Annotated in this window: 25 protein-coding genes and 2 tRNA genes; 17 read left to right on the plus strand and 10 right to left on the minus strand. The window is 57.3% G+C overall.

The genetic code is table 11. The annotated features are described in order from the left end of the window. The first annotated feature begins 480 nt into the window (after positions 1 to 480). From cydA to pnuC, 16 genes are all read left to right on the plus strand, one after another. Entirely contained in the window at positions 481 to 2,046 is a 1,566-nt protein-coding gene (gene cydA, locus DXX3274_RS06940; protein ID WP_042859193.1) for a cytochrome ubiquinol oxidase subunit I, read from the plus strand. A 12-nt stretch (positions 2,047 to 2,058) separates the two neighbouring features. Beyond that, entirely contained in the window at positions 2,059 to 3,198 is a 1,140-nt protein-coding gene (gene cydB, locus DXX3274_RS06945; RefSeq protein WP_042859194.1) for a cytochrome d ubiquinol oxidase subunit II, read from the plus strand. 16 nt (positions 3,199 to 3,214) lie between these two features. Then, positions 3,215 to 3,331, plus strand: coding sequence for a cytochrome bd-I oxidase subunit CydX (cydX, locus tag DXX3274_RS22710; protein ID WP_012770583.1), 117 nt, complete (start codon positions 3,215 to 3,217; stop codon positions 3,329 to 3,331). Further along, positions 3,328 to 3,621, plus strand: a complete 294-nt coding sequence (gene ybgE, locus DXX3274_RS06950; protein ID WP_042859195.1) for a cyd operon protein YbgE — start codon at positions 3,328 to 3,330, stop codon at positions 3,619 to 3,621. The genes cydX and ybgE overlap by 4 nt, the downstream gene beginning before the upstream one ends. A gap of 134 nt (positions 3,622 to 3,755) precedes the next feature. Next, positions 3,756 to 4,160 carry a tol-pal system-associated acyl-CoA thioesterase gene (ybgC, locus tag DXX3274_RS06955; protein ID WP_038660789.1) on the plus strand — a complete coding sequence of 135 codons (405 nt, stop codon included), beginning with the start codon at positions 3,756 to 3,758 and terminating at the stop codon, positions 4,158 to 4,160. Next, positions 4,157 to 4,843 carry a Tol-Pal system protein TolQ gene (gene tolQ / locus DXX3274_RS06960; RefSeq protein WP_033570051.1) on the plus strand — a complete coding sequence of 229 codons (687 nt, stop codon included), beginning with the start codon at positions 4,157 to 4,159 and terminating at the stop codon, positions 4,841 to 4,843. The genes ybgC and tolQ overlap by 4 nt, the downstream gene beginning before the upstream one ends. A 12-nt stretch (positions 4,844 to 4,855) precedes the next feature. Continuing rightward, positions 4,856 to 5,281 (plus strand): colicin uptake protein TolR, encoded by a 426-nt coding sequence (gene tolR, locus DXX3274_RS06965; protein WP_012770579.1) that lies wholly within the window; start codon positions 4,856 to 4,858, stop codon positions 5,279 to 5,281. Positions 5,282 to 5,391: 110 nt separating this feature from the next. After that, positions 5,392 to 6,576 (plus strand): cell envelope integrity protein TolA, encoded by a 1,185-nt coding sequence (gene tolA, locus DXX3274_RS06970; RefSeq protein WP_042859196.1) that lies wholly within the window; start codon positions 5,392 to 5,394, stop codon positions 6,574 to 6,576. Positions 6,577 to 6,708: 132 nt separating this feature from the next. Further along, positions 6,709 to 7,995, plus strand: a complete 1,287-nt coding sequence (gene tolB / locus DXX3274_RS06975) for a Tol-Pal system beta propeller repeat protein TolB (protein WP_042859197.1) — start codon at positions 6,709 to 6,711, stop codon at positions 7,993 to 7,995. A 38-nt stretch (positions 7,996 to 8,033) separates the two neighbouring features. Continuing rightward, a complete protein-coding gene (gene pal / locus DXX3274_RS06980) occupies positions 8,034 to 8,540 on the plus strand; it encodes a peptidoglycan-associated lipoprotein Pal (RefSeq protein ID WP_013317030.1) in 507 nt (168 codons plus the stop codon). Between the two features lie 9 nt (positions 8,541 to 8,549). Beyond that, positions 8,550 to 9,374, plus strand: a complete 825-nt coding sequence (gene cpoB / locus DXX3274_RS06985; RefSeq protein ID WP_042859198.1) for a cell division protein CpoB — start codon at positions 8,550 to 8,552, stop codon at positions 9,372 to 9,374. 173 nt (positions 9,375 to 9,547) lie between these two features. After that, positions 9,548 to 9,623: transfer RNA gene (locus DXX3274_RS06990), tRNA-Lys, on the plus strand. 35 nt (positions 9,624 to 9,658) lie between these two features. Beyond that, a tRNA-Lys gene (locus DXX3274_RS06995) sits at positions 9,659 to 9,734 on the plus strand. Between the two features lie 272 nt (positions 9,735 to 10,006). Further along, positions 10,007 to 10,723: a DUF554 domain-containing protein gene (locus DXX3274_RS07000; RefSeq protein WP_033569369.1), complete on the plus strand. Its 717-nt coding sequence runs from the start codon at positions 10,007 to 10,009 to the stop codon at positions 10,721 to 10,723. 204 nt (positions 10,724 to 10,927) lie between these two features. Continuing rightward, positions 10,928 to 11,974 carry a quinolinate synthase NadA gene (nadA, locus tag DXX3274_RS07005; protein ID WP_042859199.1) on the plus strand — a complete coding sequence of 349 codons (1,047 nt, stop codon included), beginning with the start codon at positions 10,928 to 10,930 and terminating at the stop codon, positions 11,972 to 11,974. Between the two features lie 22 nt (positions 11,975 to 11,996). Further along, a complete protein-coding gene (gene pnuC / locus DXX3274_RS07010) occupies positions 11,997 to 12,722 on the plus strand; it encodes a nicotinamide riboside transporter PnuC (RefSeq protein WP_042859200.1) in 726 nt (241 codons plus the stop codon). A gap of 51 nt (positions 12,723 to 12,773) precedes the next feature. Here pnuC and zitB read toward each other — a convergent pair whose 3' ends face one another. Then, positions 12,774 to 13,709 carry a CDF family zinc transporter ZitB gene (zitB, locus tag DXX3274_RS07015; protein ID WP_042859201.1) on the minus strand — a complete coding sequence of 312 codons (936 nt, stop codon included), beginning with the start codon at positions 13,707 to 13,709 and terminating at the stop codon, positions 12,774 to 12,776. A 272-nt stretch (positions 13,710 to 13,981) separates the two neighbouring features. Between zitB and aroG the strand changes: the two genes are divergently transcribed. Continuing rightward, positions 13,982 to 15,034, plus strand: coding sequence for a 3-deoxy-7-phosphoheptulonate synthase AroG (aroG, locus tag DXX3274_RS07020; RefSeq protein ID WP_042859202.1), 1,053 nt, complete (start codon positions 13,982 to 13,984; stop codon positions 15,032 to 15,034). Positions 15,035 to 15,110: 76 nt separating this feature from the next. Here aroG and gpmA read toward each other — a convergent pair whose 3' ends face one another. The 9 genes from gpmA to galT all read right to left on the minus strand — a co-directional run bounded on the left by gpmA (position 15,111) and on the right by galT (position 26,271). Beyond that, positions 15,111 to 15,863, minus strand: coding sequence for a 2,3-diphosphoglycerate-dependent phosphoglycerate mutase (gpmA, locus tag DXX3274_RS07025; RefSeq protein ID WP_039694363.1), 753 nt, complete (start codon positions 15,861 to 15,863; stop codon positions 15,111 to 15,113). Positions 15,864 to 16,005: 142 nt separating this feature from the next. Next, positions 16,006 to 19,143, minus strand: coding sequence for an efflux RND transporter permease subunit (locus DXX3274_RS07030; RefSeq protein WP_042859203.1), 3,138 nt, complete (start codon positions 19,141 to 19,143; stop codon positions 16,006 to 16,008). Beyond that, complete coding sequence (locus DXX3274_RS07035; protein ID WP_042859204.1) at positions 19,140 to 20,666, minus strand: efflux RND transporter periplasmic adaptor subunit; 1,527 nt, start codon at positions 20,664 to 20,666, stop codon at positions 19,140 to 19,142. The genes DXX3274_RS07030 and DXX3274_RS07035 overlap by 4 nt, the downstream gene beginning before the upstream one ends. Further along, complete coding sequence (locus tag DXX3274_RS07040) at positions 20,663 to 21,922, minus strand: TolC family protein (RefSeq protein WP_042859205.1); 1,260 nt, start codon at positions 21,920 to 21,922, stop codon at positions 20,663 to 20,665. The genes DXX3274_RS07035 and DXX3274_RS07040 overlap by 4 nt, the downstream gene beginning before the upstream one ends. Positions 21,923 to 21,934: 12 nt before the next feature. Then, positions 21,935 to 22,321, minus strand: coding sequence for a copper-binding protein (locus DXX3274_RS07045; protein WP_042859206.1), 387 nt, complete (start codon positions 22,319 to 22,321; stop codon positions 21,935 to 21,937). 73 nt (positions 22,322 to 22,394) lie between these two features. Beyond that, a complete protein-coding gene (locus DXX3274_RS07050) occupies positions 22,395 to 22,838 on the minus strand; it encodes a hypothetical protein (protein WP_042859207.1) in 444 nt (147 codons plus the stop codon). A gap of 112 nt (positions 22,839 to 22,950) precedes the next feature. Continuing rightward, positions 22,951 to 24,033, minus strand: coding sequence for a galactose-1-epimerase (gene galM, locus DXX3274_RS07055; protein WP_042859208.1), 1,083 nt, complete (start codon positions 24,031 to 24,033; stop codon positions 22,951 to 22,953). Then, entirely contained in the window at positions 24,023 to 25,174 is a 1,152-nt protein-coding gene (gene galK / locus DXX3274_RS07060) for a galactokinase (RefSeq protein ID WP_042859209.1), read from the minus strand. Before galK ends, galM begins: the two co-directional genes overlap by 11 nt. Then, positions 25,171 to 26,271 (minus strand): galactose-1-phosphate uridylyltransferase, encoded by a 1,101-nt coding sequence (gene galT, locus DXX3274_RS07065; RefSeq protein WP_042859210.1) that lies wholly within the window; start codon positions 26,269 to 26,271, stop codon positions 25,171 to 25,173. Before galT ends, galK begins: the two co-directional genes overlap by 4 nt. Positions 26,272 to 26,321 lie beyond the last annotated feature (50 nt).

Genomic DNA, 26,321 nt, shown 5'->3' on the forward strand with positions numbered 1-26,321 from the left:
ATATATTATTAACGATACGCATCGGAAACCGCCCAATTACATTGGGTTAACATTTGACGAAATGTAAAATAAAAGACGCATTTTATTAACATTGGAATGGATATTTGTTTTAGATCAAAAATCCAGGCTGGATATCCATTTGAAAATAAGATTAAATTGCGGCAGGTCAATTGTGTCTTTGGCGGTATGCGGTGCAGAGGTTGACGTAGAATCAAAAAACTCAATCCGCATCACGTAAAAACCTATTTATTGTAGGGTTGTAGAGGCGTAATATACCGATACTCTTATTCGAGTATGCTATTTGTAATTCTGTAATTTCTCTTTGGCTTACTTTTCAAATGCGCCGTGGTGACGTGGTAGCGCATATTGAGGCCTGTGCTAAAGCAATTGTTGTGTTCTTTAGGTTACTAACTGCCGGGTATTTAGTGGCTTGTCCGTACAGCGAGCTAAAGACCCTCCTGCGAGGAGCAAGGAGTTAAGATGTTTGATGTAGTCGAACTGTCACGTTTACAGTTTGCCTTGACCGCGATGTATCATTTCCTGTTCGTGCCTTTAACGCTGGGGATGGCGTTTTTGCTGGCGATCATGGAAACCGTGTATGTCCTGTCCGGCAAACAAATCTACAAAGATATGACCAAGTTCTGGGGCAAGTTGTTTGCAATCAACTTTGCTCTCGGCGTTTCCACCGGTCTGACCATGGAATTCCAGTTCGGTACTAACTGGTCATATTACTCTCACTATGTCGGCGATATCTTCGGTGCACCTCTGGCAATCGAAGGATTGATGGCGTTCTTCCTGGAATCCACTTTCGTCGGGTTGTTCTTCTTTGGCTGGGATCGTCTGGGCAAGGTGCAGCACATGGCGGTCACCTGGCTGGTGGCATTGGGTTCCAACCTGTCTGCGCTGTGGATCCTGGTGGCCAACGGCTGGATGCAGAACCCGGTCGCGTCGGATTTCAACTTTGAAACCATGCGTATGGAGATGGTGAGCTTCGCCGATCTGGTGCTGAACCCGGTTGCACAGGTGAAATTCGTTCACACCGTCGCCGCAGGTTACTGTACCGGCGCGATGTTCATTCTGGGCATCAGCTCCTACTATCTGCTGAAAGGGCGTGATGTCGCTTTCGCCAAACGCTCCTTTGCGATCGCGGCCAGTTTCGGTATGGCGGCGGTGCTGTCTGTTATCGTGCTGGGCGATGAGTCCGGTTATGAGATGGGCGACGTGCAGAAAACCAAGCTGGCGGCCATCGAAGCTGAATGGGAAACCCAGCCTGCACCGGCGGCGTTCACTCTGTTCGGTATTCCGAATCAGGATACGATGGAGAACAAGTACGCGATTCAGATTCCCTATATGTTGGGCCTGATCGCCACCCGTTCTACCGACAAGACCGTTACCGGCCTGAAAGAGTTGATGGAACAGCATGAAGTGCGCGTCCGTAACGGGATGAAAGCCTACCACCTGTTGCAGCAACTGCGTTCCGGCAACACCGATCCGGCGGTTCGTGATGAATTCGTCAGGAACAAGCAGGATCTCGGTTATGGCCTGCTGCTCAAGCGCTATACCACCAATGTGGCTGATGCCAGCGATGCGCAGATCAAACAGGCGGTCAAGGATTCTATCCCGCGTGTGGCGCCGTTGTACTTCTCCTTCCGCATCATGGTGGCCTGCGGCGTGCTGATGCTGCTGATCATCGGTCTGTCTTTCTGGACGGTGCTGCGCAACAAGATTGGTCAAAAACGCTGGCTGCATCGTATCGCGCTGTATGGCATCCCGTTACCGTGGATTGCCGTTGAAGCCGGCTGGTTTGTGGCTGAATACGGCCGTCAGCCGTGGGCGATTGGTGAAGTGTTGCCGACAGCTGTCGCCAACTCCTCGCTCACCGCGGGAGACATCCTGTTCTCCATGGGACTGATTTGTGGTCTTTACACGCTGTTCCTGGTGGCTGAAATGTACCTGATGTTCAAGTACGCACGTCTGGGTCCAAGCAGCCTGAAAACGGGGGCCTATCACTTCGAACAGCCGATCGCGGCTCAGGAAGCACGGTAACAGGAGTCCACTATGTTTGATTATGAAGTATTGCGTTTTGTCTGGTGGCTGCTGATTGGTGTGCTGCTGATCGGTTTTGCGGTCACCGATGGTTTCGACATGGGCGTTGGTGTTCTGGTTCGCCTGATGGGTCGCAATGATGTAGAGCGCCGTGTGATGATTAACAGCATCGCGCCGCACTGGGACGGTAACCAGGTTTGGTTGATCACGGCGGGCGGCGCACTGTTCGCTGCCTGGCCGATGGTTTATGCCGCCGCGTTTTCCGGTTTCTACATCGCCATGATTCTGGTGCTGGCGTCTCTGTATTTCCGCCCGGTCGGCTTTGACTACCGGTCGAAAATCGAAGATCCGCGTTGGCGTAACATGTGGGACTGGGGCATTTTCATCGGTAGTTTCGTACCGCCGGTGGTCATCGGGGTGGCATTCGGCAACCTGCTGCAGGGCGTGCCGTTCCATGTGGATGAGTATCTGCGCCTGTACTACACCGGCAATTTCTTCCAGTTGCTCAATCCGTTCGGGTTGCTGGCGGGCGTTGTCAGCCTGAGCATGATCGTGGCTCAGGGTGCTACCTATCTGGTGATGCGTACCTCTGGCGATCTGCACTTCCGCGCCAAAAAGGTTGCTCAGTTTTCTTCGCTGGCGCTGACAGTAACCTTTGCTCTGGCTGGGGTCTGGGTGGTGTATGGCATCGATGGCTATGCGGTGACCTCGGTCATCAATACCGCTGGTGAATCTAACCCGCTGCATAAAGAAGTGGTGCGTCAGGCTGGCGCCTGGCTGGTCAACTTCAATCAGCACCCAGTCCTGTGGGCTATCCCGCTGCTGGGCGTAGTGCTGCCGTTGATGACTGCCGCGATGGCCCGTGTGGAAAAAGGCGCGATGGCGTTCCTGTTCTCTTCGCTCAGTATCGCCTGTGTGATTCTGACCGCCGGGATCGCCATGTTCCCGTTCATTATGCCGTCGGTAACGGTACCGAATGTTAGCCTGACTATGTGGGATGCCACATCCAGCCTGCTTACGCTCAGAGTGATGACCGTGGTAGCGATTATTTTCGTTCCCATCGTGCTGTCCTACACCATCTGGTGTTACTACAAGATGTTCGGACGCATCACCAAAGAGCATGTTGAGCAGAACTCTCATTCGTTGTACTAAGTAAGGAGCCTGACTTATGTGGTATTTTGCCTGGATATTGGGAACGCTTCTTGCTTGTTCGCTGGGCGTGATTACCGCTCTGGCATTGGAACAGAGCGAAGCAACCAAGACGAATCAAGATAAACCGCAATGATTGTTTTCATTGATCGTCTGTACCGCTGTATGGATAAGGGCCCGTTACGGGCCCTTTCCCTGATTATGGCGCTATTGCTAGCAGGTTGCGTATTCTGGGAACCGGCGCGTTTTGCCGCACGCACCAGCTCGCTGGCGGTCTGGCAGGGGATAGCGCTGATTTGGGCGGTCTGTACCGGCGTCGTTCACGGCGTGGGTTTTCGTCCTCAGCGGATGCGTTGGCGCGCTTTCTTTTCCCCCCTTCCGGCCTTTGTGATCCTGGCCGCAGGATTGTATTACTACTTCCTGTAAAGTAGCCTCTCATTCCTTTTGGTTATGGGTTGTCCGCAACCCATAATTATTTACCTTCCTGTACATACAACCCATTCCAAACCTTATCCCTCTTGCGTATAGTAGCGGGGTTTATCGCATTACCGGGATGTAGAGTGAGTAATAAAGTGTTCCGCTGGCCAGTGCGTGTCTACTATGAAGATACAGATGCAGGTGGTGTGGTTTATCACGCGCGTTATGTGGCCTTCTATGAACGGGCCAGAACCGAAATGTTGCGCGCACACGATTTTCATCAACGCGTACTCATGAATGAACATGTTGCCTTTGCTGTTCGTAAAATGACGGTTGAGTATCTTGCCCCGGCGCGTCTTGACGACTTACTGGAAGTGCAGAGCGAAATCGTTGTAATACGCGGCGCTTCCCTGACATTCGCACAGCGAATCCTTGACTCACATGGCACCCTGCTAAGCCATGCCGAGGTTTTAGTCGCATGCATCGATCCATTTCAAATGAAGCCAATTGCGCTTCCTAAGTCTATTGTCGCGGAGTTTAAGCAGTGACTGACATGAATATTCTTGATTTGTTCCTGAAGGCTAGCCTTCTGGTTAAACTTATCATGTTAATTTTAATCGGTTTTTCCATCGCTTCCTGGGCGATTATCATTCAGCGTACCCGTATTCTGAATTCTGCGACGCGTGACGCCGAAGCGTTTGAAGACAAGTTCTGGTCGGGGATTGAACTATCCCGTTTGTATCAGGAAAGCCAGACTCGCCGCGAAAGCCTGGGCGGAACCGAACAAATCTTCTATGCGGGCTTCAAAGAGTTCGCCCGTTTGCACCGCGCCAACAGCCATGCGCCTGAAGCGGTGGTGGAGGGTGCGTCTCGCGCCATGCGCATTTCCATGAACCGCGAGTTGGAAACGCTGGAAACCCACATTCCTTTCCTCGGCACCGTCGGTTCCATCAGCCCTTATATCGGCCTGTTCGGCACCGTATGGGGGATTATGCACGCATTTATCGCGCTGGGCGCAGTGAAACAGGCGACGCTGCAGATGGTTGCGCCTGGTATCGCGGAAGCGCTGATCGCCACCGCCATCGGTCTGTTCGCCGCGATTCCTGCGGTCATGGCCTATAACCGCCTGAACCAGCGCGTTAACAAGCTTGAGCAGAATTACGATAACTTTATGGAAGAGTTCATTGCTATCCTGCATCGTCAGGCTTTCTCCAGCGAAGGCAACCGTTAATCGGGAGGTGATATGGCTCGTGCGCGTGGCGGCCGTCGGTCGCTGAAATCCGAGATTAATATTGTTCCCCTGCTGGACGTGTTGCTGGTGCTGCTGCTGATTTTCATGGCGACCGCACCGATCATTACCCAGAGCGTGGAAGTGGATCTGCCGGATGCAACCGAATCCAAAACCGTATCCAGCAACGATAATCCGCCAGTGATTGTCGAGGTATCCGGTGTAGGGCAATACAGTCTGGTGGTTGATCATAATCGTATGAATCAACTGCCTGCGGAGCAGGTGGTGGCTGAAGCCCAGTCCCGCCTGACCGCGAACCCGAAAACGGTCTTTTTGATCGGGGGTGCCAAGGATGTTCCTTATGATGAGATCATCAAGGCGCTGAATTTGTTGCATCAGGCTGGTGTCAAATCTGTCGGGTTGATGACACAGCCGATTTGACCGGCGAGTCCGTGAATGATGAAGTTTGTGAATAATGGCGTTTGTACACGATGACGTTTTCACACGATGAGTAGTCATTTGTCTGGCAAAACTGTTTTTGGGAACCCCTTGTGTTAAAGGCAAACGAACGAAACGATAAGCTAAAGCGTGCCGTCATTATCTCGGTCGTTTTGCACGTTATTCTGATTACGTTGCTGATTCTGAGTTCGCTGAACCAGAAGATGGATGACGCCAGCGGCGGTGGCGGCGGGTCATCCATCGACGCGGTGATGGTCGATCCCAGCGCGGTGGTCGATCAGTACAACCGGCAACAACAACAACAGGACGATGCCCGCCGCGCCGAACAGCTGCGCAAGAAGCAGGCGGAACAGCAGGCTGAAGAGTTGCAGGCGAAACAGGCGGCTGAGCAGCAACGGCTGAAAGAACTGGAAAAAGAGCGTTTGCAGGCGCAGGAACAGGCGAAACAGCAGGCGCAGGAACAGGCCGAACAACGTAAACAGGCGGAAGAAGCCGCCCAGAAAGCGAAAGAACAGCAGAAACAGGCGGAAGCCGCCGCCGCTAAAGCCAAAGCGGAGGCCGAGCAGCAAGCTAAAGCCGCAGCCGAGGCGAAGAAGCAGGCTGAGGAAGAAGTGAAAAAGCAGGCTGCTGCCGACGCGAAGAAGAAAGCGGAAGAAGAGGCTAAAGTCAAAGCTGCCGCCGCGGCAGAAGTAAAGAAGAAAGCGGAAGAGGAAGCCAAAGCCAAAGCGGCGGCTGATGCTAAGCAGAAAGCCGAGGAAGAGGCTAAGGCCAAAGCGGCAGAAGCCGCCAAGGAAAAAGCGGCTGCCGATGCCGCCAAGAAAGCCGAGGCGGCCGCCGCAGCCAAGAAAGCGGCTGACGACAAGAAAAAAGCGGCCAAACAGGCCGGTGAGGTTGATGATCTGCTCGGCGGGTTGGCTTCATCGAAGAACGCGCCGAAAGGCGGCGGCAGTGCCGCTGGCGGCGGAGCGCCGGCCGGGGTAGGTAATAATAAGAAGAGCGGGGCATCCGGCGCGGCGCTGGACAGCTACGGCAGCCAGGTTCGCACCGCGATTCAGAGCAAGTTTTATGACTGGGAGTCCTACAAGGGGCGCACCTGTACGTTACGTATCAGACTGGCGCCGGATGGCCTGCTGGTTGATGTGAAGAGCGAGGGGGGCGATCCGGCGTTGTGTCAGGCGGCGATTGCTGCTGCCAAACAGGCGCGGATACCGAAGCCGCCCAGCTCTGATGTATATGAAGCTTTCAAGAACGCACCGATAGACTTTAAACCGCAGTGACCCGGTTGCCAGTTGGCGGAGTTTAAGACTATGACTATATCTGGTCGCCGTGCACATCGTGTTTGTTGATATGGGTTTGTTAAAACGCTGCCAGGTTATCGTAGGCTCTGGAGCCTGGATAAGGGAGATGAGATGAAGCAGGCATTAAAAATTGCATTGAGTTTTCTGATGCTGTGGACGGCTGTGTTGCATGCAGAAGTCCGTATTGAAATTACCCAGGGGGTCGACTCCGCGCGCCCAATCGGTGTGGTTCCGTTCAAGTCGGCGGGCGGCGCTGTTCCTGAAGAAATCGGCAGTATTGTTGCCGCGGATTTGCGCAATAGCGGCAAGTTCAATCCGATCGATCCGAGCCGTATGCCGCAGCAACCGGGTAGTGCCGCTGAAGTGACTCCGGCCGCCTGGACCGCTCTGGGGATCGATGCGGTAATTGTCGGCCAGGTGCAACCGACTGCGGATGGCTACCTGGTGTCCTATCAACTGGTGGATACTTCCGGCAGTGCAGGCAGCGTGCTGGCTCAGAACCAGTTCAAAGTAACTAAACAGTGGCTGCGCTATGCCGCCCACACCGCCAGTGATGAAGTGTTTGAAAAACTGACCGGCATCAAGGGCGCTTTCCGTACCCGTATCGCCTATGTGGTGCAGACCAATGGCGGGCAGTATCCGTACGAATTACGTGTAGCGGACTACGACGGTTACAACCAGTTTGTGGTACACCGTTCTCCGGAACCGCTGATGTCTCCGTCCTGGTCGGCGGATGGCAGCAAACTGGCGTATGTGACGTTTGAAAGCGGCCGTTCCGCGCTGGTTGTCCAGACGCTGGCTAATGGCGATATCAAACAAGTCGCTTCTTTCCCGCGTCACAACGGTGCGCCGGCATTCTCTCCGGACGGTTCCAAACTGGCGTTCGCGCTCTCCAAGAGCGGCAGCCTGAATCTGTATGTGATGAATCTGGGCTCCGGTCAGATTTCTCAGGTGACCGACGGTCGCAGCAATAACACTGAGCCGACCTGGTTCCCTGACAGCCAGACGCTGGCCTATACTTCTGACCAGGCCGGTCGTCCTCAGATTTATAAAATCGGTATCAATGGCGGTGCTCCCCAGCGCCTGACTTGGGAAGGTTCCCAGAATCAGGATGCTGAAATCAGCAGCGATGGTAAATTCCTGGTGATGGTCAGCTCCAACGGCGGCGCTCAGCACATCGCCAAACAGGATCTGGTAACGGGTGGCGTTCAAGTGTTAACGGACACGTTCCTGGATGAAACGCCGAGTATCGCACCCAATGGCACCATGGTAATCTACAGTTCCAAACAGGGGCTGGGTTCCGTGCTGCAACTGGTTTCGACCGACGGGCGTTTTAAAGCGCGTCTTCCGGCAACTGATGGTCAGGTGAGATTCCCTGCCTGGTCGCCGTATATGTAATCAAAATATGTACAATAACCTATTTAAAGGACATAGAAATGCAATTCAATAAAGTGCTGAAAGGCCTGATGTTGGCTCTGCCGGTGCTGGCTGTTGCCGCATGTAGCTCCAACAAACACGCTAATAACGACCAGTCTTCCCTGAACGGCGGCGCTGGCATGGAAAACGGCGGCAACATGTCTTCTGCTGAGCAGGCTCGTCTGCAGATGCAGGAACTGCAGCGCAACAACATCGTTTACTTCGATCTGGACAAATACGACATTCGTCCTGATTTCGCTCAGATGCTGGATGCGCACGCTGCTTTCCTGCGCAGCAACCCGTCCTACAAAGTGACTGTTGAAGGTCATGCGGATGAACGCGGTACGCCGGAATACAACATCGCGCTGGGCGAACGTCGTGCCAACGCTGTGCAGATGTACCTGCAGGGTAAAGGCGTGTCTGCTGATCAGATCTCCGTGGTTTCTTACGGTAAAGAGAAACCTGCCGTTCTGGGTCATGACGAAGCAGCATGGTCCAAAAACCGTCGTGCCGTTCTGGTATACTAAGAGAATCGCATGAGCAGTAACTTCAGACATCACGTGTTGAGTCTGTCGTTACTGGTTGGCGTAGCGGCCCCCTGGGCCGCTACTGCCCAGGCGCCAATCAGTAATGTCGGCTCTGGCTCGGTAGAAGATCGAGTCACTCAGCTGGAGCGTATCTCTAACGCTCACAGTCAGTTATTAACCCAACTTCAGCAACAACTCGCCGACACTCAGCGCGATATCGATGGCTTGCGCGGCCAGATCCAGGAAAACCAATATCAGTTGAATCAGGTCGTTGAGCGTCAAAAACAGATCTATCAGCAGATTGACAGCCTGGGTTCTCAAAGCGGCGGCCAGTCTTCTTCTGCCGCGTCATCGGCTGCGGGAGCGGGCAACGCGGCGGCCTCTGCGCCGGCGGCAACCAGCGATACGGGAGCGGCAAACAGCGCTAGCGCTGATTCGGCAGCGGCACCGGCCATGACCGGCGATGCCAATACCGATTACAACACGGCGGCGTCGCTGGTGTTGGAAAAAAAGCAGTATGATCAGGCAATCGTGGCGTTTCAAAATTTCGTCAAGAAATACCCTGATTCAACCTACCAGCCGAATGCCAACTACTGGTTAGGGCAATTGTTCTACAACAAGGGTAAGAAAGACGACGCGGCGTATTATTTCGCCAATGTTGTCAAAAATTACCCAAAATCTCCCAAAGCTTCGGAAGCCATGTTCAAGGTTGGCGTCATCATGCAGGAAAAAGGTCAGACTGATAAGGCCAAAGCAGTCTACCAACAGGTGGTAAAAAACTACCCCAATACCGATGGCGCCAAGCAAGCTCAGAAGCGTTTAGCCGGTTTGTAATTCCCTTTCTGGCGCAAAAATTGCGCGATATGCGTGGTTTTTGCGCCAGAATGTTCAAGGGATAAGCAGTTGAATTTTTTTTTCGGAAAATAGGTTGCACAGAAAAATTATATTAGTAATATATGCCGCCGTTGCCAAGGCGATGCTGAATCGCTAAAAGCAGCAAGGTGTTTGGGTCGTTAGCTCAGTCGGTAGAGCAGTTGACTTTTAATCAATTGGTCGCAGGTTCGAATCCTGCACGACCCACCAAAACAAAAGAATCTCTGTGTAGCATATCCCGTAGCGGGTCGTTAGCTCAGTCGGTAGAGCAGTTGACTTTTAATCAATTGGTCGCAGGTTCGAATCCTGCACGACCCACCACCGCTAAATAAATCACTCTCCTTTAATTCGCTCACCGTTATTTCAAATATCGCACAGTCGTGCAGGTGAGAAGCTGCGTTCAGGTTCGAGTCGAGCGAAGCGAGACAACAGCGCATCATCTCCTCATGTGGGTTTTGTTATATCTCTTTTTGCTTTAGGCCGGTTTAATCACACCACCGCATTTGGCGTATAGTAAGGGCTTCTTTTTTGACTGATGGTGATATTCCTTCGTAATCCGACAAGTCGAAGGGTGAGCCTAAGAGATATTGATGATGATTGGTCCGGTTATCAATGGCGCAGCCATTCTGATTGGCGGCGCATTGGGCGTGGCGTTGCACCGTTTTATTCCTCAGCGTATGCGTGATGGTTTACCACCGGCGTTCGCGATGGTGTCGATCGCTATGGGGATAACGCTGGTGGTAAAAGTTCACCAGCTTCCTGCGGTTGCGTTGGCGATTATTCTGGGGGTAGGTATCGGCGAGTTGCTGCGCCTTGAAGCCGGCGTTCAGAAAGGGGCGATACTGATTGAACGCTTGCTGAGTCGGGTTGTGCCGCCGCCGGAACACAAATTACCGCAGGATGTATACACCCAGAACTTTACCGCGCTGATTGTGTTGTTCTGCGCCAGCGGTACCGGTGTGGTCGGCGCGATGACTGAAGGGCTAACCGGCGACTATCAACTGCTAATCATCAAGTCGGCGCTCGACATTTTCACGGCGCTGATTTTTGCCATCACGTTGGGCGTTGCGGTGATGTCGATTGCCGTTCCGCAGTTTCTGGTGCAGACGCTGTTGTTTTTCTCCGCCAGGCTCATCATGCCGTTCATGAATGACATCACCATGGGGGATTTTGCGGCTTGCGGCGGCATTGTGATGATGGCCGTCGGGTTGCGTATCGCCCAGATTAAAACCTTCGCAGTGGTTAACTTCCTGCCGGCGTTAGTGCTGATTATTCCTTTCTCCCTTTACTGGCATCGCCTGTTTCCCTGACTGCCTCGCGGGCGGTCTGTTCAGGCCGCCTGGTATCCAGCGGTATCGTTTTTTTAATAAATTAAACACATTTGGCATTTCTGAAATTTAAAACTAAAGAAAAAGCAGATTTCATGACACTATTGCGATATTTTGTTTAGTGTATAAAACAAAGATCCCGGTAACGACATTGCCTTCACGCCTGCAACCGCACGGAACCCCATGATGAGCCAGTTTCCTGAACCACCTGTTATCGATTACCCTTTTCCCGCAAAGCCCAGGCGGCTGTCAGAAGGGGAAAAGCACCAGTTCCGTCACCGTATTAAAAGCCTGCTGAAAGAGCGCAATGCGGTGCTGGTGGCGCACTATTACACCGACCCGGAGATTCAGTCGCTTGCCGAAGAGACCGGTGGCTGTGTGGCGGACTCGCTGGAAATGGCGCGTTTTGGCCGCACCCATTCCGCCAGTACGCTGATCGTCGCTGGCGTTCGGTTTATGGGGGAAACGGCAAAGATATTGAGCCCGGAAAAAACCGTGCTGATGCCGACGCTGGAAGCGGAATGCTCGCTGGATTTGGGCTGCCCGGTGGAAGCGTTCAGCGCTTTTTGCGACAGCCACCCGGATCGTACCGTGGTGGTGTACGCCAACACGTCGGCGGCGGTTAAGGCGCGGGCGGACTGGGTGGTGACGTCCAGCATCGCGGTAGAGCTGATCGAACATCTGGATAGCCTGGGGGAGAAGATTATCTGGGCGCCGGATCGGCACCTCGGGCATTACGTGCAAAAACAGACCGGCGCCGATGTGCTGTGCTGGCAGGGGGCTTGCATTGTGCATGACGAATTCAAGACCCAGGCGCTGAAACGAATGAAAGCGCTGTATCCGCAGGCGGCGGTGCTGGTTCACCCGGAGTCGCCTCAAAGTATCGTGGCGATGGCGGATGCGGTGGGGTCGACCAGCCAGTTGATTCAGGCGGCGAAGCAGCTACCGCACCTAGAGCTAATTGTGGCGACCGATCGCGGTATCTTCTACAAGATGCAGCAAGCCTGCCCGGATAAAGTGTTGCTGGAGGCGCCTACCGCGGGGGAAGGGGCGACCTGCCGTAGTTGCGCGCACTGCCCGTGGATGGCGATGAACGGGCTGCAGGCGATTGCCTCAGCGCTGGAGCAGCAGGATACGCGCCGTCATGCCATTGAAGTGGATGCCGATGTTCGTGAGCGTGCGCTGGTGCCGCTCAATCGGATGCTGGATTTCGCAGCTAAACTCAGATCATAGTTAATGTCATTCAGGAGCAAAAATGGATTTTTTTAGTACCAGTAATATTCTGGTTCACATCCCGCTGGGGGACAACGGTTATGACCTATCCTGGGTCGAGGCGTTGGGGACGTTATCGGGGCTGGTGTGTATTTGGCTGGCCAGTCTGGAAAAAACTACAAATTACCTGTTTGGTCTGGTTAATGTGTCGCTGTTTGCGCTGATATTCTTCCAGATACAGCTGTATGCCAGCCTGCTGCTCCAGATTTTCTTTATTGCGGCCAATGTGTATGGCTGGTACGCCTGGAGTCGCACCACCGACGAACAGGAGGCGGAATTGCGGGTCCGCTGGCTATCGCGCCGGCAAGCGCTGTGGTGGGGCGCTGGTTGCGTGATTGCCATTGTGTTGATGTCGCGCTATATCGATCCGTTCTTTGCTCTGCTGAGCCGGATTGCGGTGATGCTGATGCAAGCTGTCGGGTTGGATGTGACGATGCCGACATTGCAGCCGGACGCTTTCCCATTCTGGGATTCGGCCATGACGGTACTGTCGGTGGCGGCGATGCTGCTGATGACCCGTAAATATGTGGAAAATTGGCTGCTGTGGGTGGTGATCGACATCATCAGCGTGGTGATTTTCGCTTATCAGGGCGTCTATGCCATGTCGTTGCAGTATATGGTGCTGACGCTGATCGCCCTTAACGGCTCCTGGCTGTGGATCAAAGGCGCCCGTGATAATCACTCGCGGCCGCTGGCGCGAGCGCTATAAGAACGTCGGTTCGCGTTGTCCTGACGAACGGGACGGCGCGAACCTGCGTGGTCAATGTGAATGGCTGTGCGGCTGACCGCCAGTCTGATACTGGATATCGCAGTGGTCGTCGTCGCACGGCTGATACTCAATCTGGATCGTGGTGTGGGCAATTTGATAATGATCCAGCAGATAGTGTTGGATACGCTGCAACAACACATCGTGGTCGTGTGGCGGAATAACCTGAACATGCAGCGTCATCAACGGCTTTTCGCCTACCTGCCATAAGTGGACATGGTGTACGTCGCGGATTTCCGGGATGTCCGCCGTCAGCTTTATTTTCAGTTGGTCGACATCAATGCGGGTCGGCGTACCCTCCAGCAATTCATGCACGCTCTCTTTCATCAGCCGCCAGGCGCTGCGCAGTACCAATACCGATACCAGTACCGACAGGATCGGGTCAATCGGGGTCCAGCCGGTAAACATGATGATCAGCGCGGCGCCGATAGCGCCCACGGAACCCAGCAAGTCGCCCATGACATGCAGCGCCGCCGCCCGCACGTTGATATTCTTTTCACCGCTGCCGCGATGTAACAGCCACAGCGCCACCAGATTGGCAATCAGGCCGCCGACGGCAATCAACAGCATCGGCGTGCTGGCGATCGGCTGCGGGGCATAGAAACGCTGGATGGCTTCCCAGACGATGAACCCGGTAATCGCCAGCAGGGCTATGGCGTTGACGAACGCGGCCAGGGTGGTCAGGCGCAAATAGCCGAATGTGTGCCGGACCGTCGGTTTTCGCTGGGCGAAACGGACGGCCAGCAGCGCCACCAGTAACGCGACCGCATCGGTTAGCATGTGGCCGGCATCCGCCAGCAACGCCAGCGATCCGGACAGCAGCCCGCCGACCGCTTCGGCAATCATGAAAGTGGCGGTAATGACGAAGGCCAGTTTCAGGCGTTTCATGCTGTCATGTTCGGCTTGGTTGGCCGGGTGTGAATGAGCCATGGCATATCCTATATCAGGTTGATTAATCCGGCATAACGCCGTCCTGTCCGGTTGAAGAACCACAGGCTAATGCCCGTGGTCAGCATCACCGAACCACTCCCAGAGCCGATGACTACAGCAGTGAAAACATATGGGTATTATTGCGCCATTTTTTAGCCGCTTGACTTATAATAGCCAGCCTGCAATATGAACGACGACGTTTTTATTTTTTCGTTTTTTACTCCGGGCAGACAGGGGATGAACGTCTGTTGCTGCGGAGACATGGACCCATTATGAATTACCAGAATGACGATTTGAGAATTAAAGAAATTAAAGAGTTGCTCCCCCCCGTTGCGCTGCTGGAAAAATTTCCGGCCACCGAACGCGCAGCACAGACAGTATTTAATGCCCGCAGCGCCATTCACAAGATCCTGAAAGGCAATGACGACCGCCTGCTGGTGGTGATTGGGCCGTGTTCCATCCATGACCCGAAAGCGGCCAAAGAGTACGCCGCGCGTCTGCTGAAACTGCGTGATGAATTGCGCGATGATCTGGAAGTGGTGATGCGCGTCTATTTTGAAAAACCGCGCACCACTGTGGGCTGGAAAGGGCTGATCAACGATCCGCACATGGATAACAGCTTCCAGATTAACGACGGCCTGCGCATTGCGCGTCAGCTGTTGCTGGAAATCAACGATACCGGTTTGCCGGCGGCAGGTGAGTTCCTGGATATGATCTCGCCGCAATACGTGGCGGATTTGATGAGCTGGGGCGCTATCGGCGCACGCACCACCGAATCTCAGGTGCATCGCGAACTGGCGTCCGGCCTGTCCTGTCCGGTCGGTTTCAAGAACGGCACCGACGGCACCATCAAGGTAGCGATTGACGCCATCAATGCCGCCCGTGCGCCGCACTGCTTCCTGTCGGTGACCAAGTGGGGCCACTCGGCGATCGTCAACACCAGCGGCAACCACGACTGCCATATCATTCTGCGCGGCGGCAAAGAGCCGAACTACAGCGCGGAACATGTGCAGGCGGTGAAAGTCGGCCTGGAAAAAGCCGGTCTGCCGACGCAGGTGATGATCGACTTCAGTCACGCCAACAGCTGCAAGCAGTTCAAAAAGCAGATGGACGTATGTGAAGACGTGTGCCGTCAGCTCAGCGGCGGCGAGCGGGCGATCATGGGCGTGATGGTGGAAAGTCATCTGGTGGAAGGCAACCAGAATCTGGAGGGCGGCGAACCGCTGGTATACGGCAAGAGCGTCACCGATGCCTGCATCGGTTGGGATGATACCGACAGCCTGCTGCGTCAGTTGGCGGCGGCGGTACGTCAGCGTCGCGGCTGATGCCTGACCCGTTCATCCATAAAAAAACCCGGTTTGAACCGGGTTTTTTCTTTTTACACTGGGTGTATAAAACGAATTACTTCGCTTTACCCTGGTTAGCTACCGCCGCTGCCTTGGCAGCGATCTCGTCGGCGTTGCCCAGATAGTAGCGTTTGATCGGTTTGAAGTTTTCGTCAAATTCGTAGACCAGCGGAACTGCAGTCGGGATATTCAGTTCCAGAATCTCTTCTTCGCTCATGTTATCCAGGTATTTCACCAGCGCGCGCAGTGAGTTGCCGTGAGCGGCGATGATTACGCGCTCACCTTTTTTCAGGCGCGGCAGAATGCTTTCGTTCCAGTACGGCACCACGCGTTCGATGGTCAGCGCCAGACTTTCGGTCAGCGGCAGCTCTTTGTCGCTCAGCGATGCGTAGCGCGGATCGTGGCCCGGGAAACGCTCGTCTTCACGGGTCAGTTCCGGCGGAGTGACCGCGAAGCCGCGACGCCACAGTTTAACCTGGTCGTCACCGTATTTTTCGGCGGTTTCCGCTTTGTTCAGACCCTGCAGCGCACCGTAGTGACGCTCGTTCAGTTTCCAGCATTTTTCCACCGGCAGCCAGGCCTGATCCAGCTCGTCCAGCACGTTCCACAGGGTGTGAATGGCACGTTTCAGCACTGAGGTGTAGGCAAAATCAAAGCTGAAACCTTCTTCTTTCAGCAATTTACCTGCCTGTTTGGCTTCGTTGACGCCCTTTTCGGACAGTTCAACGTCCATCCAGCCGGTGAAGCGGTTTTCGTTGTTCCACTGGCTCTCACCATGTCGCACCAGTACCAGCTTAGTTACAGCCATGCTTAACTCCTTCATATACTAAGATTTCTATGATAACTGCTCTCATTATAGGGCCGGAGAGCGGTTATCGGCAATCGCTAGTCGTCGGGCCGCCTGATTTATATGCCGTCATAATGGCGACAAAATAGGCGGCTTTATCGTTTCAGCTTGTGTGTTTCTCCACCTTATTGCGATGAAGCAACAAAAACAGCGCCGGAATCACCAGCATCGACAGCAGCGGCGCGCTGACCATGCCGCCCACCATCGGCGCGGCGATACGTTGCATGATTTCCGAACCGGTGCCGCCGCCCCACATAATCGGCAACAGCCCGGCCATGATGGTGGCGACGGTCATCATTTTCGGACGTACGCGCAACACCGCGCCTTCGCGGATGGCGGCCGTCAACTGATCGTCGGTCAACGGTTGTCCCGGCTGGCGATGTTTTTCCACCGCGTGATTCAGGTACAGCAACATGATCACGCCAAACTCCGCCGCCACCCCGGCCAGCGCGATAAACCCCACCGCACCGGCGACAGATAAATTATAGCCGAGCAGATACAACAGCCAGACGCCGCCGATCAGTGCAAACGGTAGTGTACCCATAATCAGCAGCGCGTCTTTGATCTGGCCGAAAGTCACGTACAGCAGGATGAAAATAATCAGCAGGGTGAAGGGCACCACCAGCTTCATGGTTTCCGTGGCCCGCTCCAGATACTCAAACTGGCCGGACCAACTCACCGATACCCCCTGCGGCAACGTGACCTGCTGCGCCACCTGACGCTGCATATCCTCCACGGCGGATTTCAGGTCGCGCCCGCGCAGGTCGACATAAATCCAGTCGGACAGGCGGCCGTTTTCGCTTTTCAGCATCGGCGGCCCTTCGCTGACGCGCACGTCGGCCAGATCGGACAGCGTCAGGCGCGCGCCGCCTTGCGTCACCACCGGCAGATTTTTCACCGCGTCTACCGAGTCGCGGATTTCCCGCGGGTAACGCACATTGATCGGATAACGCTGGCGGCCTTCCAGCGTTTCGCCGATGTTTTCCCCGCCGATCAGGGTGGCGACCATCGACTGCAATTCCTGCACCGACACGCCATAGCGGGCCGCCCGTACTCGATCGATGTCGATATCGATGTAGCGCCCGCCCGCCAGCCGTTCCGCCAGCGCCGACGTCACGCCGGGCACTCGCTTCACCACTTGCTCGATCTGCGCCGCTACCTGTTCGATGTCATGCAGGTTGTCGCCGTTGACCTTGATGCCGACCGGGCTTTTGATGCCGGTCGCCAGCATGTCGAGCCGGTTGCGAATCGGCGGCACCCACACGTTGGCGATGCCGGGAATACTGACGGTTTGGTCCAGTTCGGCGATCAGTTTGTCCATCGTCATGCCTGGTCGCCATTGTTCCCGCGGTTTCAGGCGGATGGTGGTTTCCATCATGGTCAGCGGCGCCGGATCGGTAGCGCTGTCGGCGCGGCCGGCCTTGCCGAATACACTATCCACTTCCGGCACGGTTTTGATCAGCCGGTCGGTCTGTTGCAACAGCCGTGCGGCTTCGCGCGGCGAAATACCGGGCAGGGTGGACGGCATATACAGCAGGTCGCCTTCGTCCAGCGGCGGCATGAATTCGCTGCCGAGGCGGGCGAGCGGGAACAGCGTCAGCGCCAGTAGCGCCAGTGAAACAGCCAGCGTGGTTTTGGGAAAACGCAGCACCTGCCGTAACACCGGCTGGTACAGGGCGATCAGCCAGCGGTTGAGGGGATTAGTCTGCTCGTCGGGAATACGGCCGCGCACGAAATAGCCCATCAACACCGGCACCAGCGTGATCCCCAGACCGGCGGACACCGCCATCGCGTAGGTTTTGGTGAACGCCAGCGGCGAGAACATGCGGCCTTCCTGCGCTTCCAGCGAGAACACCGGGATAAACGACAGCGTGATGATCAGCAGGCTGCAAAACAGCGCCGGCCCCACTTCCGTCGCCGCCTGGGTGGCGAGCCGCCACCAGGTGGCATTATCCGGTTCATGGTCCGGGTGCTGATGCCGCCACTGTTCCACCACCTTGTGCATGTTCTCGATCATCACAATGGCCGCGTCCACCATGGCGCCGATGGCGATGGCGATCCCGCCCAGCGACATGATGTTGGCGTTGATCCCCTGATAGCGCATGATGATAAACGCGCCCAGAATCCCCAGCGGCAAGCTGATGATCGCCACCAGCGAGGAGCGGAAGTGAAACAGGAACAGCGAGCACACCAACGCCACCACGACAAACTCTTCCAGCAGTTTGTGGCTGAGGGTAGTGATGGCGCGTTCGATCAGCGGCGAGCGATCGTAGGTAGTGACGATGTCCACTCCGGCGGGCAGGCTTTGGCGGACCTGTTGCAGGCGGGCGTGCACCGCCCGCAGCGTCTCCAGCGCGTTTTTGCCGGAGCGCATCACGATAACGCCGCCCGCCACTTCCCCTTCGCCGTTGAGTTCGGCAATGCCGCGGCGCATTTCCGGGCCTTGCCGTAAGGTGGCGACATCCTGCAACAGCACCGGAATGCCGTCGCGCCGACCCACCGCCACGTTGAGAAAGTCTTCCGTTTTCAGCAGATATCCGGAGGTTCGCACCATGTACTCGGCTTCCCCCAGTTCGATAACCGACCCGCCGCTTTCCTGATTGGCGGCCCGTAGCGCATCGATCACCTGCTGGTGCGTCACGTTGAGCGCGCGCAGCCGTTCCGGATTCAGCACCACCTGATACTGCCGCACCATGCCGCCGATGCTGGCGACTTCCGCCACGTTGGGCACGGTTTTCAGTTCATACTTCAACAGCCAGTCCTGAATGGCGCGCAAATCCGCCAGACTGTGTTGACCGGTACGGTCGACCAGCGCGTATTCGTAGATCCAGCCTACGCCGGTAGCGTCCGGCCCCAGCGAGGCTTTGGCGTCGGCGGGCAAGGTGGATTGCACCTGACTCAGGTATTCCAGTACGCGAGAACGCGCCCAGTAAGGATCGGTGCCATCCTCAAACAGCACATAGACGTAGGCGTCGCCAAACATGGAAAAACCGCGCACGGTCTTGGCACCGGGCACCGACAGCATGGTGGTGGTCAGCGGATAGGTGACCTGATTTTCCACCACCTGCGGCGCCTTGCCGGGATAGCTGACGCGGATAATGACCTGTACGTCGGAGAGGTCCGGCAGCGCATCCAGCGGCGTTTTCTGCAGCGAAATCACCCCCCAGCCGGCCATCAGCAGCGTGGCGATCAGCACCAGAAAACGGTTTTGGATCGACCAGCGAATGACGTAAGCGATCATAGATGACCTCCGTGAGCCGCCGCGACAGGCTGGATATCCAGTAATCGCGCGCCGTTGTCATCCAGCCGGAACCGAAATGTCACCGTCATGCCGGGCTGGAGCGTCGCGGGCAGCGCGTCGCCGTCGAAGGTGAAATCCATGGTCATCGGCGGCCAGTCCAGCGCCGGTACCGCGTCGTGGGCGAGGGTCACCTGCTTGCCGTTGATGGCCTTGATGACCCCTCTAGTCTGGTAGTCGCTGGCGGGAGCGGGCGAGGATGCCTGGCTCTGGTTCTGCGGTGCGTCGCTGAACGAGGTTAACGCGCTGCGCAGGCTGGCTTCGGAGTCGATCAGGAACTGGCCGGAGATCACCACATTATCGCCCTCGTTAAGACCCGAGCGGATTTCCGCCCAGCCGTCCTGAATGACGCCGACCTCAACCGGGCGCGGCGTGAAATAGCCCTGACCGTCGTTCAGCAATACCCGATTCTGCCGGCTGCTGACCAACAGCGCCTGTTGAGGAACCATCAGCGCCCGACGAGCGACGCCGGCGGCAAGTTTCACCGTCAGATACATGCCGGGTTTGAGGCGCTGTTGCCGGTTGTCCAGTACCACGCGGGCTTTCAGCGTGCGGGTGGCGCTGTCGAGTTGCGGCAGCAGTTCGGCAACGCGTCCGCGGAAGGTGTCGTCCGGCCAGCTATCGCTAACGGCGAGCATCTCATCGCCGATATGCAACGCCGCCGCCTGCGCCGCCGGATATTCCACCTCAACCCACACCGGGTCGAGACTGGCCAGCTCAAACAGCGGTTGCGCGGGCGTCAACTGGGCGCCGGTACGGACATCCAACCGGTTGATGTAGCCGTTCTCCGGTGCGGTGATGGTTAGTCGGGGCTGCGGTTTGCCGCTGCGTTCCACCTGACGGATCACGCTTTCCGGCATGAACATCAACGCCAGTTTTTGTCGTGCGGCCTGGCTTAGCTCCGCGTCCCCTAACTGGCGTACCGCCAGATACTCCTGCTGAGCGGCCGCCCAGGTTGGGTTCCACAGTACCGCCAGCATCTGGCCTTTTTGCACCGGCTGTTGTACCGCGTTGACGCCGAGTTGTTCCACCACGCCGCCGCTGGGAGCGACCAGCGTGCGTAAGGTGCGTTCATTGAGCGCCACGGTACCGTAACCGGTGGCGTGCGGTTGCAGTTCGCGTCGTTCGGCTCTGGCGGTGCGCACGCCGAGATTCTGTTGCTGACGCGGGCTGACCGTCACGCCGCCGTTATCCTGCACCTCATCGGCGTAGCGCGGCGTCAGCGGCATATCCATAAACGGCGATTTGCCGGGTTGATCGAAGCGCTTGTCCGGCACCATCGGGTCATACCAATAGAGGACCTTACGCCCGCCGTTGGCGTCAGACGTCGCGGCGGCGGTATGCGCCGCCGTACCGGTGGCGCGACTGCCGCTGTAGTCACTAACGCGGTAGTAACTAACTGAGTAACCAACTGCTGCGGACGCCAGCGCCACGGCAATCAGACTGACAGTAAAAGTTCGGTTCATTTTGCGGCGGTTCCTTGTGGCGTCAGGTAACGGAGTGCGGCCCACAGCGTCGCCATGTCACGGGCGGCGTTCTGCGCGGCGATGCGGCTGTCCAGCAGTGCGCGACGGGCTTCCAGCACGCCGGCCAAATCGCTGCCGCCGCTCTGGTACTGGCTTTGTAGCAGTCGGATGCGCTGTTGCTGTAACGGCAACACCTCGTCGCTCTGGCGACGCCAGCGCGATTGCGCCGCCTGATACTGCGCCAGCAGGGTGTCGAGTTGCGCCCGGTGCTCCCGCTGGGCAAGCGCGACCCGGTCGCGGGCTTCCATGCTGCGCGCCACGTCGGCGGCGTGATCCTTGTCCTGCCGCCTGGACTGGAACAACGGCAGATCCATGCTGATTTCGAAGCCCGCCATATCGTCGAAGCTATTGCCGCGGCGGCCGTAGTAGACCTCGACGCCGACATCCGGGATCGCCGCTACCGCTGACTGGGCGGCTCGTGCCTGCGCCAGCCGGGTTTCCTGCTCGGCCTCGGTGATTTCCGGGTGCTGGGCGATGGCGGCGTACAGCACCGCCGGATCGGCGGGCAGGCGCTCGAAACGGGGCAGCGGCCCTTGCGTGGTGACGTCGGCGACGCCGGTCAGTCGGGTCAGTCGCGTTTGCGCGATGGCCGCATCACGGGTGGCGTCCGCCAGCCGATCCTGCATGGCGGAGAGCGTCAGCCGGGCGTCCAGCACCCGGGCCGACTCGCCGCCGGCCGCCACACCGGCTTTCTGAACGGCAATCTGCCGCTGGCTTTCCTGCACCAGCGCGTTGACTTCCTGCAGTATCTGGCGGGAAAGCGCCAGTTCCAGCCAGGCCTGGGCGGTATCGCGTTGCAACTGGGCGCGCAGGGCTTCGCTGTTGCCGCGTACCGCGTCGGCTTCCGCCTGAATGGTTTGCGCCTTACGCTCGCGCTTGGTGGCGCTGACATACGTCTGCATGATGCCGATGCGTTGCATGGTCATGCCTTCGCGTGTCAGGCGCCGGGTGTTGTTGCCGCCGAGCGGCACGTTTTCGATGCCGTATTTCAGTTGAGGGTCCGGCAGTTGTGTGGCGGAATCGGCCATGTTTTGCAGCGCGTTCATCCGGTGCTGGTTGGCTGACAGGTCGGCGGAATACTGCTCCGCCGCCTGTAGCGCGCCATCCAGATCCAGTGCTGCCGCGAATGACGCGGCAGGCAGCCACAACAACATCGCCAGCCACGCGCGTGAAGCGCGGAACTTGCGTATGTGCATGGTGATCTCCGGTTAGTTCTGCTGCGGTTTGATATCCGTCAGGGTGTAGCCGTCCGCGCTTTGCACGAAGCTGAAACTGACCGCGCTGCCTTGCGACAAAGGCGTCCAGTTATTGTTCGCGGGCAGACGGAAGTTCATGGTCATGGCCGGCCAGCGCAGAGCGGGGACGGCGGCGTGCGCCAGGGTAACGCCGCTGGCGTTCCATTGTTTGACTGTGCCGGTGGTGCGGTAAACCGTGGCGGCGTCGGCGGTCATGGATGACATGTCGTGATTCATCCCGCCTGGCATGGTATGGGACATGTTGCCCATATCGCCGGTCATGGTGTGAGTCTGATTCTGTTCGGCCAGCAATGGGGCGGAAAACAGCAGGGTGGCGATAGCCACGGAAAGCATACGCATGATAATAGCTCCATAAATACGATAAATAACAAGTTATTGCGCAAAAGCGCACGACGATTGTTTATCGCGGAAGCTATTCTCTGAATCTGCAAAAACGGATTTCGGCGGGCGGGCCGGCGGGCGGCGGCGTAAACCAACTGCTGCGGCTGGCGGTGACGGGTTCCGGCGGTTGAACCGGCAACAGTTCACTGTTAACAGGCAGCGCCAGTAATGACAGTGACGGTAAATCCTGACTGGCGGAGTCGGGCAGGCAGTGTTTTTCACACAGCGGGCTGGCGTCAGCGGCGGACTGCATGGCATGCGCAGCCGGCATATCGGGCATGACGACGTCTGACTGCATACGGTGGGCGTCATGCTGAATACTCACCGGCGCCGCGGTTACGGTTAACTCGCAGCGGTGGCCGGCCACCGCCAGTTGGGCATTCAGCAGCAACCAGCATAACGCCAACATCCAACCCCATCCGCTTTTATGGCGCAGATGTCGCAGGTTGAATGAATGATGGCGCGAGGCGGTCATGGCGTGAATATCCCTATAAAAAGTGCTGCCAGTGTAAGAGGCGTAATCCGTGCCGGACAAGCAGGAATTTGCACAGATTTGTAAAGAGCCAGCCGGGCTGGCTCTCAGTTTGTCAATCTGCCGGGTTTTCGGCAGGACTGACGATAAACGCATAGCGGGTCAGCGAGCGGTAGCGCTTGCCGGGTTTCAGCCAGCAGTCGGGTTGCGGCCAGTCCGGATGATTGGGGCTGTCCGGCAGAAATTCGCTTTCCAGCGCCAGCCCGGCGTAGTTGGCATAAGGCGTGCCGTCGCGTGACGGCGTACCGGCCAGAAAGTTGCCGCTGTAGAGCTGTAACGCCGGTGCGCTGGTGTACACCTGCATCTGCACCTTGCCGTCCGCCGACCACAGGCTGGCGGCCGGGCTCTCGCCGGAGCCGCCGGTGCGGTGTAGCAGAAAAGCGTGGTCGTAACCACGAACGGCCTGCTGGTCCGCATCGGCCAGAAAATCCTGTAACAGTGTTTTGGGCTGACGAAAATCGAAACTGCCGTTCGCCACGTCCCGCAACGTATCGCCGGGAATACCGTCCTGATTCACCGGCAGATAGTAATCCGCCATCAGTTGCAGCTGGTGCTGCCGCACGTCGGTCGGCGCGCCGTCGAGGTTGAAATAGGCATGGTTGGTCAGGCACACCGGGCAGGGCTGGTCTACTTCCGCCTGATACTCGATGTCCAGCGCATTCTGGTCGGTCAGTTGGTAACTGACCTGCGCGGTCAGCGCGCCGGGAAAGCCCTGATCGCCGTCCGGCGAATGCAACTGGTAGATGACCTGATCGTCGCTCTGTTGCAGTATTTGCCAGCGCCGGGCGTGAAAGCCGTCCGGCCCGCCATGCAACTGATGTACGCCCTGATTGGCGTGCAGGCGGATGAGCGCATCGCCCTGACGCAGGGTGGCGTTGGCGATACGGTTGGCGTAGCGCCCTACCGACGCGCCCAGATAGGCGGCCTGATGCGGGTACTGTTCAGGCGCGCAGCCCAGCAGCACTTCACGCGTTGCGCCGCCGGGCAGCGGCAACTGGCAGGAGAGCCAGGTGGCTCCCCAATCCATCAACGTTACCCGCGTACCGTGGCGATTTTGCAATACAGTCAGCTGAAACGGCTGACCATCCGGGGCGAGCGCCGTTTGCGGCGCGCGCGGTTCAACAGGGTCATTCGACATAACCGGCTCCTGGCGAGGCCTGACAGACGTAACAGGTGGGTTGCAATCCGGTTTTCGCCGGATAGTCCCGCATCACGGCATTTTGCACCGCTGTCACGTGCTGTTGTGGGATCAACGCCACGATACAGCCACCAAATCCACCGCCGGTCATGCGCACGCCGCCTTCGTCGCCGATCACGGCTTTGACAATGTCCACCAGCGTGTCGATGGGCGGTACGGTGATTTCGAAATCATCTCGCATCGACGCATGGGAGGCGGCCATCAGTTCGCCCATCTGGCGCAGGTCGCCGCGCGTCAGCGCGTCGGCCGCCGCCAGGGTGCGGGCGTTCTCGGTAATGATATGGCGGGCGCGGCGGGCCACCACTTCATCCAGTCCATCGACTTTGGCGGCGAAATCCGCTTCGCTGACGTCACGCAGCGCCTTGACCTGAAAATGACGCGCCGCCGCTTCGCACTGCTGGCGGCGGGTATTGTATTCGCTGCCCACCAGACCGCGTTTGACGTTGGAGTGGATGATCACCACCGCCACGTTGTCCGGCATGGACACCGAACGCGTCTCCAGCGAACGGCAGTCAATCAGCAGCGCATGACCGCGCTTGCCCTGCGCCGAAATCATCTGGTCCATGATGCCGCAGTTGCAGCCGACGAATTGGTTTTCCGCTTCCTGACCATTGAGCGCCAGCGCCACATTGTCCAGCGGTAGCTGGTACAGCGCCTGAATCGCCTTGCCGACCGCCACTTCCAGCGATGCCGACGAACTCAGACCCGCGCCCTGCGGCACGTCGCCGCTGATCACCAGATCCGCGCCGCCAAAGGCATCGCAGCGTGTTTTCAGATGCTTGATAACGCCACGGACATAATTCGCCCACTGCCATTGCGGATGATGTTCGATCGGCGCATCCAGCGAAAACAGATCCTGCTGGTTGTCGTAGTCCACCGCGATGACGCGGATTTGCCGGTCATTGCGCGGCGCGGCGCTGATGGTGGTCGAATAGTTGATGGCGCACGGCAGCACAAAGCCATCATTGTAGTCGGTGTGTTCCCCTATCAGGTTGACCCGGCCCGGCGCCTGTACGGTAAGCGTCGCCGGGTAACCGAACTGCTGCTGGAAAACCGCCTGGGTGCGTGCTGATAAGGTCATGCCTGAACTCCTGAATCACGAGAGTGACTGTCGTCACGGTAATTGTCGTCGCGGTAATTGTTGTCGCGATAGTGAATGTCGCTGACGGCACGCAGCCGTTCCGCGGCCTGCTCGGCGGTCAAATCGCGTTGGGTTTCCGCCAGCATTTCGTAGCCCACCATGAATTTGCGCACCGTGGCGGAACGCAACAGCGGCGGATAAAAATGTGCGTGCAACTGCCAATGCTGATGATCGCCGTCGGTGAACGGCGCGCCGTGCCAGCCCATGGAGTAGGGGAACGAGGTTTGGAACAGGTTGTCGTAGCGGCTGGTGAGTTTCTTCAGCGCCAGCGCCAGATCCTGACGCTGTGCCGCGGTGACGTCCGGCAGGCGCAGGGTGTGGGCTTTGGGCAGCAGCAGCGTTTCAAACGGCCAGGCCGCCCAGTAGGGCACCACCGCCAGCCAGTGCTCGGTTTCCACCACATGACGCGCGCCGTCCTGCAATTCGCGTTGCAGATAATCCACCAGCAACGGCGAGCCGTGCTGCTGGAAATAGTCGCGTTGCAGCCGGTCTTCCCGTTCCGCTTCGTTGGGCAGAAAATCGTTGGCCCAGATCTGGCCGTGCGGGTGCGGGTTGGAGCAGCCCATCGCCGCGCCTTTGTTTTCGAACACCTGCACCCACGGGTACGTTTGCCCCAGTTCGGCGCTCTGCTGTTGCCAGGTGGCGACCACCTGTTCCAGCGCGCCGAGCGACAGTTCCGGCAGGGTTTTGCTGTGGTCCGGCGAAAAGCAGATCACCCGGCTGGTGCCGCGTGCGCTCTGGCAGCGCATCAGCGGATCGCTATTTTCCGGCGCTTCCGGGGTGTCGGTCATCAGCGCGGCGAAATCGTTGGTGAAAACGAAGGTGCCCGGATAATCGGGGTTGGCATCGCCGGTTACCCGCACGTTGCCGGGGCAAAGGAAACAGGTAGGGTCATGCGACGGCAGCGGGTCGGACGACACGCTTTCCTGCTGCCCCAGCCACGGACGTTTGGCGCGGTGCGGCGATACCAGCACCCACTGACCGGTCAGCGGGTTGTAGCGACGATGCGGATGTTCAACGGGGTCAAAATACGCCATGGGATACCTTATTTCTGTCATCGAAAAACGTTGCTATCGGAAAAACGATG

The sequence above is a fragment of the Dickeya sp. NCPPB 3274 genome (assembly GCF_000406205.1).
Lineage (GTDB): Bacteria > Pseudomonadota > Gammaproteobacteria > Enterobacterales > Enterobacteriaceae > Dickeya > Dickeya fangzhongdai.